Below are 18,149 nucleotides of genomic sequence, written 5' to 3'. Positions count from 1 at the left end.
CAAGGTCACTGGAGGGGGACATGACTGGCCCCCGTGATCGCGTTTCCCTACGAACCGATCACGGGGGCCGTTTCATTCCGACCGGGGTAGCGGTAGGTCGGGGGAACGGGCACCCCGGTCGGAAACTCGTGTTGTTGTGTGAGGACAGTCCATCAGCATCCGGCCCGGGGGTGTTATGAGCAATTTCCACCTAATGAGGATGGCGCTCGGTGCGTATTCCACAGGGCACAAACGCTCCTGGACAAGGATTTCCGACACTGGTTGAGTAACAGCCCTCGACACATTGCTGAGCAATGCTTACTTGCACGAGAGCTGCGCCGCGGCGAGGGCTCACCCGCACCGAAGGAGCCCCGTTGACCGCGACCTCGACCACGTTCGCCGTCCGTCCCGCTGAGGCGACCTTGCCGCCCGCCGTGGAACGCCACGAGCGACCGGACCGGCAGGGCCGGCCCGACGCTGGGAAGCGGGCGGAGCATCCGGAGTGGCCGGACCCGCGCCCGCTCGCGGAGAGTCTGGCGCGCTGCGTGGTCGAGATCCTGGCCGGAACGCGGGAGCTCGACCAGATCGCCCGGTGGCTGTCGTCGGACGTGTACGCGCACCTGACGAAGCGCGTGGTGCTGTCGCGGCGGGCGCGGCACACGCGCGGGGACTCGCCGACCCGGCCCGCGTTCACGATGGGCAGCACGGTGCTCGGCGAGCCGCGGGAGGGCGTGGTCGAGGCCGTCGTGATCGTCCACGGCCGCGCGCGGTCGCGGGCCGTGGCGATCCGGCTCGAGATGCTCGGCACGCGCTGGCGCGCGAGCGCCATCCACGTGCTCTGACAGCACATGCTCTGAAAAGAGAATCGCCCCGGCCGGAGGTGAGCCGGACCGGGGCGATCGCTACGACCTCAGGGTCAGCGCTTCTTCTTGCCCTGCGAGCGACGCTGCGCCCGGTTGTTCGATCCGCCGGAGCTCGCGCCCCCGGAGTTCTGGCCGCCCGAGTTCTGCGACCCGGAGTTCTGCGATCCCGAGTTCTGGCCCGAGGCCTTCTGGCCGCCCGAGTTCTGGCCCGAGGCCTTCTGGCCGCCCTGCTTCGGCGCGGACCCCGAGGTGCCCGATCCGCTCGACGCCGATGCACCCGCACCAGCGGCCGCTCCCCCGCGCGAGAACGCGCTGGCGACGGGCACCGACTTCTCTTCGGCCTGCTGCGCACGCGCCGTGGCGGCCTGCTCGATCTGGCCGCGCTGGTTGCGCACCTCGACTCCGCCCGAGTCGCTCGGAGCGGAGAAGCTCAGCTTCTCGGCCGGAGCGGCGTTCTGGCCAAGGCCCTTGGCCTCGACGTTAGGCGTGCCCACCTCGGTCGGCGAGGCATTGACCTCGACCTCGAGGTTGAACAGGAAGCCGACGGTCTCCTCGCGGATCTGGCCCATCATCGACTGGAACAGGGCGAAGCCCTCGCGCTGGTACTCGACCAGCGGGTCGCGCTGCGCCATCGCGCGAAGGCCGATGCCGTCCTTCAGGTAGTCCATCTCGTAGAGGTGGTCGCGCCAGCGGCGGTCGATCACCGAGAGCACCACGCGGCGCTCGAGCTCGCGCATGGCGGCCTCACCGAGGGTCTCCTCGCGGCGCTGGTAGGCGAGCTTGGCATCCGACAGCACCTCGCGGGTCACGAACTCGCGGTTGACGCGGCCCTTGCTCCCCGCCTCGGCGATGACCTCGTCGACCGAGATCGAGATCGGGTAGAGCGTCTTCAGCTCGGTCCAGAGCGCGTCGAAGTCCCAGTCGTCGCCGTTTCCGGCGGCGGCGTGCTCCGAGATGATCTCCTCGACCACGTCCTCGAGGAACCGCTGCGCGCGGTCCTGGAGGTTGTCGCCCTCGAGGATGTGCCGGCGGTCGCTGTAGATGGCCTCGCGCTGGCGGTTCAGCACGTCGTCGTACTTCAGCACGTTCTTGCGGATCTCGGCGTTGCGGCTCTCGACCTGCGACTGGGCGCTACGGATGGCGCGCGAGACGACCTTCGACTCGATGGCCAGGTCGTCCGGCACACCCGAACGGCCCATCAGGCTCTCGGCCGCGCCGGCGTTGAACAGGCGCATGAGGTCGTCGGTGAGCGACAGGTAGAAGCGGCTCTCGCCCGGGTCGCCCTGACGACCGCTGCGGCCTCGGAGCTGGTTGTCGATGCGGCGCGACTCGTGGCGCTCGGTGCCGAGCACGTAGAGGCCACCGGCCTCGATGACCCGCTCGGCCTCCTTGTCGACATCGGCCTTCACAGAGGCGAACACCTCGTCCCAGGCGGCCTCGTACTCGTCGGGGGTCTCGACGGGGCTGAGCCCGCGGGCGTTCATCTCGGCGACCGCGAGGAACTCGGCGTTGCCACCGAGCATGATGTCCGTTCCACGGCCGGCCATGTTCGTCGCGACCGTGACCGAGCCGTACCGGCCGGCCTGGGCGACGATCGCGGCCTCGCGTGCGTGGTTCTTCGCGTTCAGCACCTCGTGGCGTACCCCGCGCTTGGCGAGCAGTCGCGAGAGGTACTCGCTCTTCTCGACGCTCGTGGTGCCGACCAGCACGGGCTGGCCCTTCTCGTGACGCTCCACGATGTCCTCGACCACCTGGTCGAACTTGGACTGCTCGTTCTTGTAGACGAGGTCGGCCTGGTCGATGCGCTGCATCGGCCGGTTCGTCGGGATGGCGACGACGCCGAGCTTGTAGGTGCTCATGAACTCGGCCGCCTCGGTCTCGGCGGTACCGGTCATGCCCGAGAGCTTGTCATAGAGACGGAAGTAGTTCTGCAGGGTGACGGTGGCGAGCGTCTGGTTCTCGGCCTTGACCGCCACGCCCTCCTTGGCCTCGATGGCCTGGTGGATGCCCTCGTTGTAGCGACGCCCGGCCAGGATGCGGCCGGTGTGCTCGTCGACGATCAGCACCTCGCCGTTCAGCACGACGTAGTCCTTGTCCTTCTTGAACAGGGCCTTCGCCTTGATGGCGTTGTTCAGGAACGAGATCAGCGGGGTGTTCGCCGACTCGTAGAGGTTGTCGATGCCGAGGTAGTCCTCGACCTTCTCGATGCCGGGCTCGAGTACGCCGACGGTGCGCTTCTTCTCGTCGACCTCGTAGTCCTCGTCGGCCACGAGCTTGGTCGCGATCTGCGCGAACTCGTTGAACCAGCGGTTCGCCTCGCCCGAGGCGGGGCCGGAGATGATGAGCGGGGTGCGCGCCTCGTCGATCAGGATCGAGTCGACCTCGTCGACGATCGCGAAGTTGTGGCCGCGCTGCACCATGTCCGAGGCCTGCCACGCCATGTTGTCGCGCAGGTAGTCGAAGCCGAACTCGTTGTTCGTGCCGTAGGTGATGTCGGCCTCGTACTGCACGCGGCGCTCGGCCGGCGTCTGCCCGGCGAGGATGACGCCCGTGGTCATGCCGAGGGCACGGAACACACGTCCCATCAGCTCGCTCTGGTAGCCGGCGAGGTAGTCGTTCACCGTGATGACGTGCACGCCCTTGCCGGTGATGGCGTTGAGGTAGGCCGCGGTCGTGGCGACCAGGGTCTTGCCCTCACCGGTCTTCATCTCGGCGATGTTGCCGAGGTGGAGCGCCGCGCCACCCATCAGCTGCACGTCGAAGTGCCGGAGGCCCAGCGTGCGGCTGGCCGCCTCGCGGACCGCCGCGAACGCCTCGGGGAGCAGGTGGTCCAGGCTCTCGCCGGCCTCGAACCGCTCACGCAGTCGCGGAGTCTCGTCTTTGAGCTCCTCGTCGGACAGCGCCTGGAAGTCTTCTTCCAGCGCATTGATCGCCTTCGCGTAGTTCTGGAGTTTGCGAAGGGTTCGGCCCTCGCCGACACGAAGGACCTTTTCAAGGACTGAGGCCACGGAGTCTCTCCCACTGCATTCGGTGCTGCGCGCTCCGCGCAAGCGTAAGCCATACTAGTTGCTCACACCTGGACGTCGGCGGCGCATCCGCTGCGATCGCAGTGGGAGAGCTCCGCACCCCCGTGGCTACCCGGCGGCCTGGCCGACCGTCTCGGATTCGAGCTCCGCGAACGCCGCAGCGTTCTCGTCCAGCCCGATCACTCCGTAGTCCCAGCCCTTGCGGCGGTAGACCACGCTCGGCCGGTTCGACTCCGCGTCGATGAACAGGTAGAAGTCGTGGCCGACGAGCTCCATGTGGTAGAGCGCGTCGTCGACCGTCATCGGCGCGGCACCGAAGACCTTCTTGCGGATGACCACGGGGCAGTACTCCTCGTCGGTGTCGGTCGCGTCGACCTCGCCGGAGGCATCCACCGATCCCGCGGCCGAAGCCGCCTCGGACGAGCTCCGCAGCCGCCCGTCGATCAGGTCGGGGCTCGCGGGCTCGACGTCGATCAGACTGAAGCCACCCGTGCTCGCCTCGTGGAGCGACACGGGCCGGTGCTGACCCCGGTGCACCTTCTTGCGGTCCTTCGCCCGCCGCACGCGCTGCATGAGTTTGGCGAGGGCTAAGTCGAAGGCGGCGTACTTGTCCGACGCCGCACTCTCGGCCCGCACGATCGGCCCCGGCCCGATCAGCGTCAGTTCGACCCGGTCGTCCCCGCTCTGGGTGCCGTTGGCCGAGTTGTGCCGGCAGACCTTGATCTCGAGGGCGAGAGCCTTGTCGGACAGATGGGCGACCTTCTCCGCCTTCTCGCTCGCGTACTCGCGAAAGCGATCAGTGATCCCTAGGTTTCTTCCAGTGACATTGACTTCCATGGAGACCTCCTAGCCGTATTGATGGCGGTGGTACCGACAAGCCGGGACCGTTCGCGCCTTGTCCCCCCAAGCTAGTACGGGCACCCCCGCGAGTCACCACCCAATTACCTGCCGGACACCTTCCGTTTCACTGTGTAGGCCAGACACGCCGCGCCGACGACTGGACATCCGGCGGCGACGAGCGCACGTTCGGCCTCGATCAGGGTCGAACCGGTGGTGAGCACGTCGTCGACCAGCACGACCGGCCTGCCGGCGACGGCTCGGGATGCGCGCATCGCGCCCCGCAGGTTGGCCCGCCGCTCCTCGGCGCTGAGCTCCGCCTGGTCGGCCACCTCGCGGCTGAGGACGAGTCCCGGCCTCCGGGGCAGCGGGAACCCGGCCGCTCGGACCAGGAGATCGACCGGCCGGTAGCCGCGCCGGCGGACGGCGGACGGAGCCGAGGGCATGGTCACGAGCCGAACCCCGGGCGGGATGCCGGCCAGCAGCGCGCGCATCGCCGGGGTGAGCGGGGCCACCGCATCCGTTCGCCCGCCGTCTTTGAGTGCGCGGAGGACGCGCGCGGTGACGCCGCCGTAGTCGAGCGCGACCCGCACCGGCACTCCGAGCGCGGGGGCGCTCACGTACTCGAGCCGTGGGACGAGCTCGGCACGGCAGTCGTCGCAGACCCCGCGGTCTCGCCGGCCGCAGCCGGCGCAGCCGACCGGGGAGAGGAGGGCCGCCGCGTCGGCGATCCAGGGGTGTGGCCGGAACGAGAGGGTGATGGACATGCAGCAATGCTGGCTGCCAGGCATCCCAGACGACCGCCCACCGGCAGATCTGTGGACGGCGGACTCGATGAGCCCTCCTGTGGAGGAGCCGGCTTGTGGAGGAGCCGGCATGTGGAGGAGTAGGTGCGCCGCCGCGACTCAGTTCTGCGTAGCGAGCTTTCCGATCCCCGAGACCACGGCCTGCCAGGCGCTCCCCCGCTGCTGCAGGAGGTCGCCCGAGGAGGAGAGGACTCGGAGGCCCTCGAGGTCGTTGCCCCCGGCCATCGCCACGCCCGCGGGAGGAGCCCCCAGCGTCGTGCTGCGGCCGCCGAGCTTTTGGGCGCTCGCCCGGGTCTCCCCGGAGGGCAGCACCGCGAGCGACGCCACGGTCAGCTGGTCGACCCAGGTGGCGGCGATCGGAGTCCCCGCCGAGGTCGAGAGCGCGATCGGTTCGCCGAGCCCGCGCGGCACGCCGTTCGGGTCGCGGATCACGGCCGAGACGACGAGCTTCGGCAGCCCTCCGCTGGTCAGGTACGCCAGGGCCCGCGTGCCGTCGCGGGAGACCTCGAAGGAGGTGATGCCGGAGGCGCCGTCCCAGGTGGTCGGCACGGTGATCGGGGACCCGTTGGCGCCGGTGGCGGTGAGCGCGGTGGGCTGATCGGCGGGCACCGACCAGACGTAGCCGAAGGGATCCACGGCCGGCTCGATCAGGTCGATCCGCTGGTCGAGCAGGGTCGGCACGCCCTGCCCGCCCGAGAGGCGCACAGCGTAGACGGCGCCGCTCGCGGCCTTGACAGCAGCGGTGCCGCTGGTCTTCGAGTAGGCGACCGCCTGCGGGGCGAGATCCTGCACCGGGTCGCTCACACCCGGGATCGGGATGACCCCGGAACCCGAGAGGTAGCCGAACGACCCGTCGCGGAGGACGAGGGGCTGGGCGTCGACCCGGGGAGCGACGTTCGGCTCGGACACGTCGGAGCCCGGGATGGGGACGACGTTCTGATCGACCGAGATCGCCACCCGCGAGGCGGAGGCGAGGTCACTGAGGCTCGCGCTGAGCTGGAAGTTCATCCGCTGAAGGTCGTTGGCGTCGGCCTGGAGGACGTTGCTGGAGAGCTCGACCTGGGTCTGCCCCCCGGTCGTGACGACCGAGGAGGTCTGCGTGCCCTCGGGGAAGGCCGTCACCACCGCTCCCCCGCCGAGCCAGCTCGAGGGGCCCGCGAGCAGCGCGCGCACGATCCGCGTGCCCACCGAGGCCGAGGTGGGGAACCACCGGAGGTCGGGCACGAGATAGGTGTAGCTCGGGTCGTAGAAGTAGAGGGCGTGCGAGCTGAAGACCTGGTCGAAGAAGAGGTCCTCGATCACGATGCCGTTCGCCAGCGCGTTGATGCGCCACTCCCCGTCGTCCTGCGTGAAGTCGAAGGTGAGCGGGGCCGGAGCGCTGGAGGTGCTCTCGGTGTACGACCCGTTCGAGTCGACCGTCGCGACCGGGGTGACGCTCATCTGCAGGCGTGCGTCGCCGACCGCCGAGATCGGGCGGCTGCCGGTGTCGACCGTCGTCGACTCGTTCGGCTTCCAGGTCGCGGCGGCGTCGCGGGTGAGGTAACGGCGGGCGATCGCGTAGTCGTCCTGCGGGCTCTTGGCGGCGAGGATGAAGCCGTTCAGGATCTCCTGCTGGGTCGCGCCGGGCACAGGGTCGGCGGCGAGGAAGATGACGTCGATCTGGTCGTCGGTGCCGATCGCGTTGCCCGCCTCGACCGAGCCGGTGCGCGGGATGCCGCTGCACGCGGCGAGCGCGACGAGGAGCACGGCGGCGAGCGCGACCGCCGCGCCGCGGAGGGCGCCGCGGGAGGCACTGCGCGCACCGCGGAAGGACCGGCGAGGGGCTCGCGTCTTGGGTTCAGCCACGATCGGCCTCCCGTGAGTTCGTGGAGAGCGTGTCCCTGAAGAGCGGCTCGGCGGAGAGAGGGACCGGCTGCGCCGGCACGGGATGCGTCGGCGGTCGGAGCTCGGCGACCGCGGCGGCCTCGCCGAACGCGTCGGCGGGCTCGAGCGGCAGCGGTGATCCGCCCGCCACGAGACCGCGCACGCGCGGAAGGGTGAGCCGGAAGCAGCTGCCCGCGCCCGGGTGCGACCAGACCTCGAGCGCGCCGCCGTGCAGCGTCGCATCCTCGAGCGAGATGGCGAGGCCGAGGCCGGTGCCGCCGATCGTGCGCTTCCGGGACGGGTCGGCGCGCCAGAAGCGGTCGAAGACGCGCTCGGCCTCGGCCTCGGTCATGCCGCTGCCGTAGTCCCGCACCGACAGGGCCAGGGCCTCCTGATCGCTGTCCACGCTCACCACGATCGGCTTGCCCTCGCCGTGCTCGATGGCGTTGCCGAGCAGGTTGCGCACGATGCGGCGGATGCGGCGCGCGTCGACCTCGGCCTCGAAGTAGCCGCCCGGCGCGACCAGGCGGAGGGGCGAGCCCGCCTGCTCGGCCAGCGGCTCCATCTGCTCGATCGCATCCTCGGCCAGTCGCACCAGGCTCGTGGGTTCGGTGTTCAGCTCGGCCGAACCGGCGTCGAAGCGGCTGATCTCGAGCAGGTCGGCCAGCAGCGACTCGAAGCGCTGGGTCTGTGTATGAAGGAGCTCGGCGGTGCGCCCGGTGGCCGGCGGGAAGCTCTCGCGCTGGTCGTAGAGCAGGTCGCCGGCCAGGCGGATCGTGGTCAGCGGGGTGCGGAGCTCGTGCGAGACGTCCGAGACGAAGCGCTGCTGCACGAGCGAGAGCTCGGCCAGCTGGGTGATCTGGGACTGCATGCTGTCGGCCATCCCGTTGAAGGACCGGGCGAGCGTCGAGATCACGTCCTCGCCCCGCTCCGGGATGCGCACCTCGAGCTGGCCGGCGGCGAGCTTCTCACTCGTGTCGGCCGCCATCCTGATCGGCTGCACGACGATGCGCACGATCAGCCAGGCGACCAGGCCGATCAGGATGACGAGCGCGAGCCCGCCGAGCCAGAGCGTCTGCTGCACGAAGACGAGCGTCTGCTCTGCCTCGGCGAGGTTGTAGCCGATGTAGAGCTCGAACGCCCCGGCGCCGGGGATGGTGAGGGGCGAGCCGACGACGATACCGGGATCCGTGCCGCCCTGGTCGTCCGGCAGCTGAACCGACTGCCAGTACTGCTGCACGCCGTCCGGGTTCGAGGCCACCGCGTCCTGCAGCTGCTGGGTGATCACCGCGGAGTTCGCGAGTTCGGGGCTCGCGAAGGAGAGGACGGTGGTCGATCCCGCCGCCTGGCCCGGGGTCGCGTAGAGCGCGATCGACCGGCTCGAGGAGGAGGCGATGATGGCCGACTTGGCCGAGTTGAGCAGGGAGATCGTGGATGCCTCGCCCGAGGCGTCCGAGGAGTCGAAGATCGTCTGGGCCGCGGTGGCGGCGTTCTTCGACTCGACCAGCACCTGCTGCAGGCGCGACTGGAAGAGGTCGTTGCCGATGCTGATCGACATGTAGGTACCGGTGACGACGACGGCGATGGCCGAGAGCGTCACGGTGATGACGATCGTGCGGAACTGCAGCGATCGCCGCCACAGGCGTGCGATCTGCCGGGGCCAGTTGCGCCAACCGCGGAGGACCGCGGGGCCCAGCCGGGTCTGGCGGGTCATCCGGCCCGGGTCATGACGAGGCGCCGGCGCGATAGCCCACGCCGCGGACCGTCATGACGATCTTCGGGTTGTCCGGATCCTCCTCGACCTTGGCGCGGAGGCGCTGCACGTGCACGTTCACGAGGCGCGTATCGGCCTTGTAGTGGTAGCCCCAGACCTGCTCGAGCAGCATCTCGCGGGTGAACACCTGCTGGGGCTTCGTGGCGAGCGCGAGCAGGAGGTCGAACTCGAGCGGGGTCAGGTTGATGCGCTCGTCGCCGCGCTTGACCTCGTGGCCGGCGACGTCGAGCTGGAGGTCGCCGATCTGCAGCAGGTCGGGCGTGCTCTCGGGTGCGGGGCGCAGGCGGGTACGGATGCGCGCGACGAGTTCTTTGGGGTTGAACGGCTTCACGACGTAGTCGTCGGCGCCGGACTCCAGCCCCTTCACGACGTCGGAGGTGTCGGTGCGGGCGGTCAGCATGATGATCGGGGTGCCCGACTCGGCGCGAATCAGGCCGCAGACCTCGATGCCGTCCATTCCGGGGAGCATGAGGTCGAGGAGAACGAGGTCGGGCTTCGCGGCCCGGAACGCGTCGAGGGCTTCACTGCCGTCGGCGCAGAAGGTCGGGTCGAATCCTTCGGCACGCAGGACGATGCCGATCATCTCCGCAAGGGCCGTGTCGTCGTCGACAACGAGAATGCGAGGGTCCATGGCGACCAGAGTAGTCGAGGCCCGCTCCTGCACAGGCGCGCGCCGGGGAGGCTCCGTCCACATGCCGAGAAAACTCCGAGGGAGTGTGAAAGCATGGAGGACGTGGGACGGGGTGGGTCCCACCGGCGCGGAAGCCGGGAACGACCGATGAGCGAGATCGATGAGCGGTGGCGGCGATGAGCGATGACGGCAAGTGGGCGGCGCCCGGGAGCGATGGCACGGGGGCGACTCCGGCGGTGGCGCCGGATGCGGGAGTGAGCGGGCAGGGGGCGCCTGAGACGGGCGTGGCCGGACCCGAGTACGGGCAGTACGCACCGCCGTCGGCACCCCAGGCCGCACCCGCTGTGCCGCAGTACGGACAGTACGCACCGCCGTCGGCACCCCAGGCCGCACCCGCTGTGCCGCAGTACGGACAGTACGCACCGCCGCCGGCCCCGCAGGCGCCCGCCGCACCTGCGCAACCGCAATACGGGCAGTACGCGCCGCCGCCCGCCCCACAGGCGCCCGCCGCATCCACTCAGCCGCAGTACGGGCAGTACGCACCTCCGCCTGCCCCGGGCAGCGCACCGCAGTATGGGCAGTACGCGCCGCCGGCACCGCAGTACGGCGCTCCCCAATACGGGGTGCCGCAGTACGGGGCCCCGCAGTACGGGCAGCAGCCGTCGTGGCAGTACGCGGCCGGGCCGGCCGCCGCGCCGGGCCAGTGGGCGCCGCCGCCCAAGCCCGGGCTCATCCCGTTGCGGCCGCTCGGCTTCGGCACGCTGCTCGGGGCCTCGTTCCAGGTCGTCCGGCGCAACCCGAAGGCCACCTTCGGCAGCGGCCTGATTGTTCAGGTCGCCATCACCCTGATCACCGTGCTGTTCGTCGGGGCAGCCACCGTCTGGGCCGTCAGCCGCGCGGTCTCGGCTGCGGGCACGAGCGACGCGGCGACGATCGACTCCGGCAACGTCCTCGTGGTGCTGCTCTCGCTCGTCATCCCCCTCGTCCTCTCCCTCTTCGGCAGCGCCCTGCTCCAGGGTGTGCTGGTGCTCGAGGTGGCTCGCGCCACGCTCGGCGAGAAGCGCCGCCTCGGTGAGCTCTGGAAGGCGGCCTTCCGCCGCATCCTGCCGCTCGCCGGGTGGTTCGCGATCATCTTCGCCGCCGCGGTCGTGGGCATCGGCATCCTCGTTCTGGTCATCGCTTTGTTCGCCGCACTCGGCACCTCGTTCCTCGCACTCGGCCTCATCCTCGGCTTCCTGCTCGGGCTCGGGATGCTCGTGCTCGCCGCGTGGCTCGGCACGAAGCTCTCGGCGGTGCCGAGCGTCATCGTGCTCGAGCGCGTCGGCGTCGGCGCCGCGATCCGCCGGTCGTGGCAGCTGACCCGCGGCAACTTCTGGCGCACCTTCGGCGTGATCGTGCTGGTCTTCGGTATCTGCTACCTGGCGACCCAGATCATCAGCACCCCCTTCTCGTTCATCGCGCCGATCCTGATCACGCTCGTCGACCCGAACAACACCGGCTCGGGAATCGCGATCCTGATCGTGTTCTACGTGCTCTTCCTCGCGTTCACGATCGTGCTGAGCGCGCTGACCGCGGCCATCCAGGCCGCCACCGTCGCCGTGATCTACATCGACCTCCGGATGCGGAAGGAGGGTCTGGACATCGAGCTCGCCCGCTTCGTGGAGCAGCGCCAGGACGGCTCGGACGAGTGGCCCGACCCCTACCTCCCCCGGCCCGCGGCGCCGGTCTATGCCGAGCCCGGCTTCGCCGGCCCGGGTTACCCGCCGCCGCCTCCCTACGGCACGCAGGGCTGAGGTCGATCCATGAGTCTGTTCTCCGCCGTCGTCGGCGCGATCGTGGCCGAGGTGCCCGTCGAGCCCGGCGCCGATGAGGCGCGCGACTGGCTCGTGAACGAACTGGGCAAACCGCCCTACCAGGCGGCCAGGCCGACCTGGTTCGACCGGCTCTCCCAGGGCATCGGCGACTGGCTCGACTCCCTCCGCCTGCCCGACGGGTCGGGCCTCGGCGGTCTGGTACCGCTCATCGTCGTGATCGTGGTGGTGGCGCTGATCGTCGTCGCGTTCCTCGTCTTCGGCCGGCCCAGGCTCAACCGCCGGAGCCAGGTGGCCTCGGGCGCGCTGTTCGGCGCCGACGACTCCCGGAGCGCCGCGGAGCTGCGCGCCTCGGCCCAGCGAGCCGCCGCCGAGGGCGACTTCGACCTCGCCGTGGAGGAGGCCTTCCGCGCCCTCGCCCGTCAGCTCACCGAGCGCACGATCGTGCTGACCGCTCCGGGCACGACGGCGGTCGATTTCGCCCGACGCGCGGGCACCGCCTTTCCGGACGCCACGAACGAGCTCTCCACCTGCGCCCGCCTCTTCGACGGTGTGCGCTACCTCGAGCAGCGCGCCGGCCGCGGCGACTACGACCGGGTCGCCGCGCTCGATCGGCACCTCCAGTCCGCGCGGCCCGCGACCCTCGACCGACTCCCCGGCGAGCTAGTCTCGTGAGCGCCACGACAGCAGCACCTGCGCCCGTGCCTGCCCCCGGCGAGATCGTCGAGGCGCCGGTCGAGACCCCCCGGTTCCGCACCACGGCCCGGCGCGGGGTGTTCTGGATCGTCATCGCGGTCGTCGCCACCCTCTTCGCGATCATCAGCATCGGCCTCACCGCCTCCTCGGTGCCCGACACCGGGCGCTACTCGATCGAGAACGCCGGCCCCACGGGCAGCCGGGCCCTCGCCGAGGTGCTGCGGCAGCAGGGCGTCGACGTCGTGCGGGCCGACTCCTTGGACGAGGCGAAGTCGGCCGTCGACGCGGCGCAGTCGTCCGGCGGGCAGGCGACCCTGCTCTTCAGCGACCCCTACGGCTACCTCGACGGCTCGCGCCTCGACGAGCTGGCCGATCTCGACACCGACGTGGTGCTGCTCGAGCCGGGAACCGCCGAGCTCGACAGCTTCGCGCCGGACATCGCGACCGCCGGGGCCGCGGAGACGGCCGACGAGGTCGCGGCCCAGTGCGATCTGCCGGCCGCCGTACGGGCCGGAAGCATCTCCCAGCCCACCTCGACCTACCGGGTCATCTCCACCGACCCCGATACGACCGTCTCGGAGTGCTTCCCCTCCTACGGCGACTCCTTCGCAGTCATCACGAGCGAGTCCGGAGCCGGATCCGTCGGGACGGCCGGCACGACGGTCACCGCCTACGGCGCCGGCGACTCGCTCACCAACGACGTGATCACCAAGAGCGGCAACGCGGCCCTCGCACTCGGCGTGCTCGGCGCCAACCCGACGCTGGTCTGGTACCTGCCCACGGGGGCCGACCTCACCGCCGACGGGTCACCGGTGCCGACCCTCGGCGACCTGACGCCGGGCTGGGTGACCCCGGTCATCCTGCTGCTGATCGTCACCGTCATCGCCGCGGGGATCTGGCGCGGCCGGCGCTTCGGCCCGGTCGTCGTCGAGAACCTGCCCGTCACCGTGCGCGCGAGCGAGACCATGGAGGGCCGAGCGAGGCTCTACGCCCGCCAGAGCGCCTACGGCCGAGCGCTCGACGCGCTGCGGATCGGCACGATCGCCCGGCTCACCGGGTTGCTCGGGCTCCCCCGCCACGCCAGCGTGCTCGAGGTCAGCCGGACGGTCTCCTCACTCACCGGCCTGCCGGTCGACCAGGTGCACGACACACTGGTCGGTGCCGTGCCGCAGAGCGAGAGCGATCTCCTCGCCCTCTCCGACCGCCTCCTGCTGCTCGAGCAGCAGGTCGAGCGTGCCCGGAGGCCCTGAATATGACCCTGAACATGACCCCGACCACGGCCGCGAACTCGGCTGTGACCCAGACCCTCACCCCCACCCGCGACCCCCGCCCGTCCGCACGAGTAAGGAACCCCGCATGACCGATCAGAACCAGCCGACCGCCGACGACCTGCGGCAGGCTCTCGGCCGCGTGCGCGCCGAGGTCGGCAAGGCGGTCGTCGGCCAGGACGGCGCCGTCACCGGCTTGATCATCGCGCTGCTCGCCCGCGGCCACGTGCTGCTGGAAGGCGTGCCCGGCGTCGCGAAGACCCTGCTCGTGCGCTCGCTCAGCCAGGCGCTCAGCCTCGACACCAAGCGCGTGCAGTTCACGCCCGACCTGATGCCCGGCGACGTCACGGGCTCGCTGATCTACGACGCCAAGGCGGGCGAGTTCTCGTTCCGCGAGGGGCCGGTCTTCACGAACATCCTGCTGGCGGACGAGATCAACCGCACGCCCCCGAAGACGCAGTCGTCGCTGCTGGAGGCGATGGAGGAGCGCCAGGTCTCGGCCGACGGTGTCACCCGTCCCCTGCCCGACCCGTTCCTCGTCGCCGCGACCCAGAACCCGATCGAGTACGAGGGCACCTACACGCTGCCCGAGGCCCAGCTCGACCGTTTCTTGGTCAAGCTCGTCCTCGACCTGCCCGAGCGCGACGTCGAGGTCGCGGTGCTGCAGCGACACGCGAACGGCTTCAACCCGCGCGATCTCGTGAGCGCGGGAGTCACCCCCGTCCTCAGCGCGGCCGAGCTGAAGCTCGCGCAGCAGGCGGTCGTCGGCGTGCAGGCCTCGCCCGACGTTCTGGCCTACATCGTCGACCTGTCCCGGGCCACCCGCCAGAGCCCCTCGGTCAAGCTCGGGGTCAGCCCGCGAGGCAGCACCGCGCTCCTGGCCGCCTCGAAGGCCTGGGCCTGGCTGAACGGCTACCCGGGCGTCACGCCCGACCACGTGCAGGCCATGGTGCTGCCGGTGCTCCGCCACCGCATCCAGCTGCGGCCCGAGGCCGAGCTCGAGGGCGTGTCGGTCGACTCGATCCTGCGCTCGATCCTCACCCAGGTGCAGGTGCCGATCTGATGACGGTCTCCGGCCGGCTCGTCGCCCTGGTCGCCCTCGGCATCGTGCCGGTGGTGCTCCTCGGCGAGCTCTACGACCAGGCGCTGACCGCGCTGGCCGGCTGGCTGCTGTTCGTCGTCGTGCTCGCGGCGATCGACCTGATCGCGGCCGGGTCGCCGCGACGGGTCGCGCTCGCTCGCACGCTCCCCTCCCGGGTGCGGCTCGGCGAGACGGTCGCGAGCACGCTCTACGTGACCAACACGGGCCGTCGGATGCTGAGGGCCGTCGTGCGCGACGCCTGGCAGCCCTCGGCCGGCGCGAGCACGACCCGCTCGCCGCTCAGCGTGCCGGCGGGCGAACGCCGGGCGATCACGATCGGTCTCACGCCGTTCCGACGCGGAGAGCGGCGGAGCGACCGGGTGACCCTCCGCTCCTTCGGGCCGCTCGGCCTGGCCGCCCGACAGGCGACCCTGCAGGCGCCGGGGCGCATCCGGGTGCTGCCCCCGTTCAACGCCCGGAAGCACCTGCCCTCGCGCCTGGCGCGGCTGCGCGAGCTCGACGGCCGTGCGAGCGTGATGATCCGCGGCCAGGGCACGGAGTTCGACAGCCTGCGCGAGTACGTGCGCGGCGACGACGTGCGGTCGATCGACTGGCGGGCTACCGCCCGGCACAGCGACGTCATGGTGCGCACCTGGCGCCCGGAGCGGGACCGCCGGGTCGTGATCGTGGTCGACACCGGCCGCACGCAGGCCGCCAGGATCGACGACGAGCCTCGGATCGACACCGCCTTCGAGAGCGCCCTCCTCCTCGCCGCCCTGGCCACGCGCGCCGGCGACCGGGTCGACCTGGTGCTCTACGACCGGAGGCTGCGCGGACGGGTGCACGGGGCATCCGGGCCCGAGCTGCTCTCGCGGATGGTCGACGTCATGGCGCCGGTCGAGCCCGAGCTGATCGAGATGGACTGGACGGCCGTGCCCGGACTCGTGCGCCAGGTCACCACGCAGCGCTCGCTCGTGGTGCTCGCGACCGCGATCGACGCGCCCGGCATCTCGCGGGAGCTGATGGCCGTGGTGCCCCAGCTCGCCCGCAACCACATGGTCGTGGTGAGCTCGGTCACCGACCCGGACGTGCTCGCCGGGGTGCACCGGCGCTCGGATCGAGAAGAGGTCTACCGCGCGGCCGCCGCCGAACGGGCGCTGCTCGACGTCGCCCGGGTGACGACGGTGCTCAAGCAGTTCGGCGCCGACGTGGTCACGGGCTCGCCCGCCGATCTTCCCCCGGCTCTCGCCGACCGGTACATCGCGCTGAAGGCGGCCGGGCGGCTCTGAACCCGCCGGGGCCTGCCGGGGCCTGTCTGGGCCTGCCCGGGTCTGCCGGGCTGGTGACCCCCGCGGCTCGCTCAGCCCGCGACGAGCTGCGTGGCCCCCGCGTCGAACTCGGCCAGGTCGCCGGTCTCGCCGGCCCGCGCCGCGCGGCGCCCGATCACGAGCATGTAGAACAGGAACGCGGCCAGCACGAGCGCACCGATCGCGATCTTGGCCCAGGCCGGTAGGGCGCTCGGGGTGACGAAGCCCTCGACGACGCCCGAGACGAAGAGCACGAACACGAGGCCGATGGCCACGGTGAACAGCGAGCGGCCGTTCTCGGCGAGCGACCGGCCCCGGGTGAGGGCGCCAGGAGCGACCCAGGCCCAGAAGATCCTGAGCCCCGCGGCCGCGGCCACGAAGATCGCCGTGAGCTCGAGCAGGCCGTGCGGGAGGATGTAGAGGAAGAACTTGTCGCCCTGGCCGTACTGGAACATGATCGCCGTGCTCACCCCGAGGTTCTGGGCGTTCTGCAGGATGACGACCGGCACGTAGACGCCCAGCACCCCGAAGGCGACGCACTGCGCCGCGATCCAGGCGTTGTTGGTCCAGACCTGCCCGGTGAACGAGGCGGCGGGGTTCTCGGAGTAGTAGTTCACGAAGTCCTCGTCGGCGAACTTCTTGAGATCCGCATCCGATCCCATCGCGGAGATGACCGCTGGGTCCTGCAGGATCCAGATCGCGTAGAGCGCCGCGATCAGCACCGTCGCGACCGCGACCGCGAGGGTCAGCCAGCGCAACCGGTAGAGCGCGGCCGGCAGCTGCAGCGCGAAGAACGCCGGGATCTGGCGGAACACGTTCGCCCCGGTGCCGGTGAACCGGAGCCGCGCCCGTGAGAGCGCGACCGACAAGCGGTCACCCTGGCCCGTCGATCCGGCCACCGTCTTCATCGCCGAGAGCTGCGTCGAGCCCGACTGGTAGCGCTCGATCAGCTCGTCGGCCTCGCGCCCGGTGAACGAGCGACGGCGGCCGAGCTCGTCGAGTCGATCCCACTCGTCTCGGTGGGCTGCGGAGTAGGCGTCGATATCCATCTGCTTAGATGATATTCATGACGCAGCCGTTCGCGGGAGGATCCGGCACCGTTGTCGACGACGGTGAGCTGATCAGCGGCGAGGCGGTCGCCCTCGACGTGCGGCCGGCGAGCTTCCTCCTCCGCTCCGCCAGCGGAGGAATCGACTTCGTCGTCTACGTCGGTGGCTACCTGCTCTCGGTGCTCGCGTTCTCTGCGCTGCTGCAGAACTCCGGCATCGATCCCGCCGCCACGCAGGCACTCTTCACCTCTCTCCTCGTGCTCTGGCTGGTCATCGCACCGATCACCGTCGAGGTCGCCACCCGCGGCAAGTCGCTCGGCAAGCTCGCGATCGGCGCCCGGATCGTGCGGGACGACGGCGGGGCCGCCTCGCTCCGGCACGCCGTCATCCGCGGTCTCACGGGGGTCGTCGAGATCTACCTCACCCTCGGCGGCCTGGCCTTCGTGGTCTCGCTGCTGAACTCACGCTCGAAGCGGCTCGGCGACCTGCTCGCCGGCACCTACAGCCAGCACGAACGCGTGGCGCGCCCGGTGCCGTTCACGATCGGGGTTCCGCCCGAGCTCGCCGGCTGGGCCGAGGTCGCCGACGTGGCGAAGCTGCCGGACAGGCTGTCCCGGCGGGTGACGCAGTACCTGACCCAGGCGGGGGCGATGAACCCGGCGACGGCAGGGCGGCTGGCCGAGGAGCTGGCGCGCGAGACCGCGCCGTACGTGTCCCCGTTGCCGAACGTGCATCCGTATCTGTTCCTGGTGGCGGTCGCCGCGGTGCGGCGCGACCGGGAGTACCGGGCGCTCGTGCTCGAGCGGGAAAGGCTGGCGCGGGTGGACCCGATCCTCAAGGGCCTGCCGAACGGGTTCCCCGACCGCTGAGCCCTGGTTGGTGCCCTCTACTGCTCGGTACCTGCTACTGCTCGATGTAGGCGTGCCGCATGACCTGCCAGCCCTGGGGCGCGGAGAGCCGCTCGATGTGGCGGGCGCAGAGGTCGTAGCTGTGCGGCTCGGCGACCGGGCTGAGCGGGCCGACGACGATCAGCGAATCGGCGTAGTCGTACGTGAGCGTCACGGTGGCCTCACCGCGGCACGAAGGCCGTGAGCATTCCCTGGTCGTCATTCCTTCAACGGTACCCGCGGGGCGGCTCGGGGAGCCGTCAGTGGGCAG

At 70.7% G+C, this 18,149-nt stretch carries 15 protein-coding genes; 7 read left to right on the top strand and 8 right to left on the bottom strand.

From position 1 onward, the window contains the following. The first annotated feature begins 353 nt into the window (after positions 1–353). Positions 354–821 carry an Rv3235 family protein gene (locus tag HSO01S_RS12470; protein ID WP_174522989.1) on the top strand — a complete coding sequence of 156 codons (468 nt, stop codon included), beginning with the start codon at positions 354–356 and terminating at the stop codon, positions 819–821. Positions 822–895: 74 nt separating this feature from the next. Here the strand turns inward: HSO01S_RS12470 and secA are convergent, their stop codons facing one another. The 6 genes from secA to mtrA all read right to left on the bottom strand — a co-directional run bounded on the left by secA (position 896) and on the right by mtrA (position 9,779). Next, the gene (gene secA / locus HSO01S_RS12465; RefSeq protein WP_084361630.1) at positions 896–3,850 is read right to left on the bottom strand and encodes a preprotein translocase subunit SecA; all 2,955 of its coding nucleotides are present in this window, start codon (positions 3,848–3,850) and stop codon (positions 896–898) included. Between the two features lie 126 nt (positions 3,851–3,976). Further along, a complete protein-coding gene (gene hpf / locus HSO01S_RS12460) occupies positions 3,977–4,705 on the bottom strand; it encodes a ribosome hibernation-promoting factor, HPF/YfiA family (protein ID WP_066041860.1) in 729 nt (242 codons plus the stop codon). A 104-nt stretch (positions 4,706–4,809) separates the two neighbouring features. Continuing rightward, positions 4,810–5,472, bottom strand: a complete 663-nt coding sequence (locus HSO01S_RS12455) for a ComF family protein (protein WP_066041858.1) — start codon at positions 5,470–5,472, stop codon at positions 4,810–4,812. Positions 5,473–5,610: 138 nt separating this feature from the next. After that, entirely contained in the window at positions 5,611–7,356 is a 1,746-nt protein-coding gene (locus HSO01S_RS12450; protein ID WP_066041855.1) for an LpqB family beta-propeller domain-containing protein, read from the bottom strand. Continuing rightward, positions 7,349–9,088 (bottom strand): MtrAB system histidine kinase MtrB, encoded by a 1,740-nt coding sequence (mtrB, locus tag HSO01S_RS12445; protein ID WP_066041853.1) that lies wholly within the window; start codon positions 9,086–9,088, stop codon positions 7,349–7,351. Before mtrB ends, HSO01S_RS12450 begins: the two co-directional genes overlap by 8 nt. Positions 9,089–9,098: 10 nt before the next feature. Beyond that, positions 9,099–9,779 (bottom strand): MtrAB system response regulator MtrA, encoded by a 681-nt coding sequence (gene mtrA, locus HSO01S_RS12440; RefSeq protein WP_066041851.1) that lies wholly within the window; start codon positions 9,777–9,779, stop codon positions 9,099–9,101. 176 nt (positions 9,780–9,955) lie between these two features. Here mtrA and HSO01S_RS12435 point away from each other — a divergent pair, with 176 nt between their 5' ends. The 5 genes from HSO01S_RS12435 (at position 9,956) to HSO01S_RS12415 (ending at position 15,924) form a co-directional block, all read left to right on the top strand. Next, positions 9,956–11,572, top strand: coding sequence for a DUF7847 domain-containing protein (locus tag HSO01S_RS12435; RefSeq protein ID WP_157079048.1), 1,617 nt, complete (start codon positions 9,956–9,958; stop codon positions 11,570–11,572). Positions 11,573–11,581: 9 nt separating this feature from the next. Next, positions 11,582–12,265 carry a DUF4129 domain-containing protein gene (locus HSO01S_RS12430; protein WP_066041847.1) on the top strand — a complete coding sequence of 228 codons (684 nt, stop codon included), beginning with the start codon at positions 11,582–11,584 and terminating at the stop codon, positions 12,263–12,265. Between the two features lie 26 nt (positions 12,266–12,291). Further along, positions 12,292–13,536, top strand: a complete 1,245-nt coding sequence (locus tag HSO01S_RS12425) for a DUF4350 domain-containing protein (RefSeq protein WP_066041845.1) — start codon at positions 12,292–12,294, stop codon at positions 13,534–13,536. A gap of 106 nt (positions 13,537–13,642) precedes the next feature. Then, positions 13,643–14,617 carry an AAA family ATPase gene (locus HSO01S_RS12420; protein WP_066041842.1) on the top strand — a complete coding sequence of 325 codons (975 nt, stop codon included), beginning with the start codon at positions 13,643–13,645 and terminating at the stop codon, positions 14,615–14,617. Further along, positions 14,617–15,924, top strand: a complete 1,308-nt coding sequence (locus tag HSO01S_RS12415; RefSeq protein ID WP_066041840.1) for a DUF58 domain-containing protein — start codon at positions 14,617–14,619, stop codon at positions 15,922–15,924. Before HSO01S_RS12420 ends, HSO01S_RS12415 begins: the two co-directional genes overlap by 1 nt. Positions 15,925–15,995: 71 nt before the next feature. Here HSO01S_RS12415 and HSO01S_RS12410 read toward each other — a convergent pair whose 3' ends face one another. Beyond that, the gene (locus tag HSO01S_RS12410) at positions 15,996–16,991 is read right to left on the bottom strand and encodes a stage II sporulation protein M (RefSeq protein ID WP_066041838.1); all 996 of its coding nucleotides are present in this window, start codon (positions 16,989–16,991) and stop codon (positions 15,996–15,998) included. 17 nt (positions 16,992–17,008) lie between these two features. Between HSO01S_RS12410 and HSO01S_RS12405 the strand changes: the two genes are divergently transcribed. Beyond that, the gene (locus tag HSO01S_RS12405) at positions 17,009–17,860 is read left to right on the top strand and encodes an RDD family protein (RefSeq protein WP_066041835.1); all 852 of its coding nucleotides are present in this window, start codon (positions 17,009–17,011) and stop codon (positions 17,858–17,860) included. A 34-nt stretch (positions 17,861–17,894) separates the two neighbouring features. On the opposite strand, the gene HSO01S_RS12400 is transcribed toward HSO01S_RS12405, so the two are convergent. Next, complete coding sequence (locus tag HSO01S_RS12400; protein WP_066041833.1) at positions 17,895–18,101, bottom strand: DUF3499 family protein; 207 nt, start codon at positions 18,099–18,101, stop codon at positions 17,895–17,897. Between the last annotated feature and the right edge of the window lie 48 nt (positions 18,102–18,149).

Origin of the sequence: Herbiconiux solani NBRC 106740 (assembly GCF_001571005.1) — a bacterium.
GTDB classification, from domain to species: domain Bacteria; phylum Actinomycetota; class Actinomycetes; order Actinomycetales; family Microbacteriaceae; genus Herbiconiux; species Herbiconiux solani.
The sequence above is the reverse complement of the archived record's forward strand: the minus strand, read 5'-3'. Positions and strand labels throughout refer to the sequence as shown.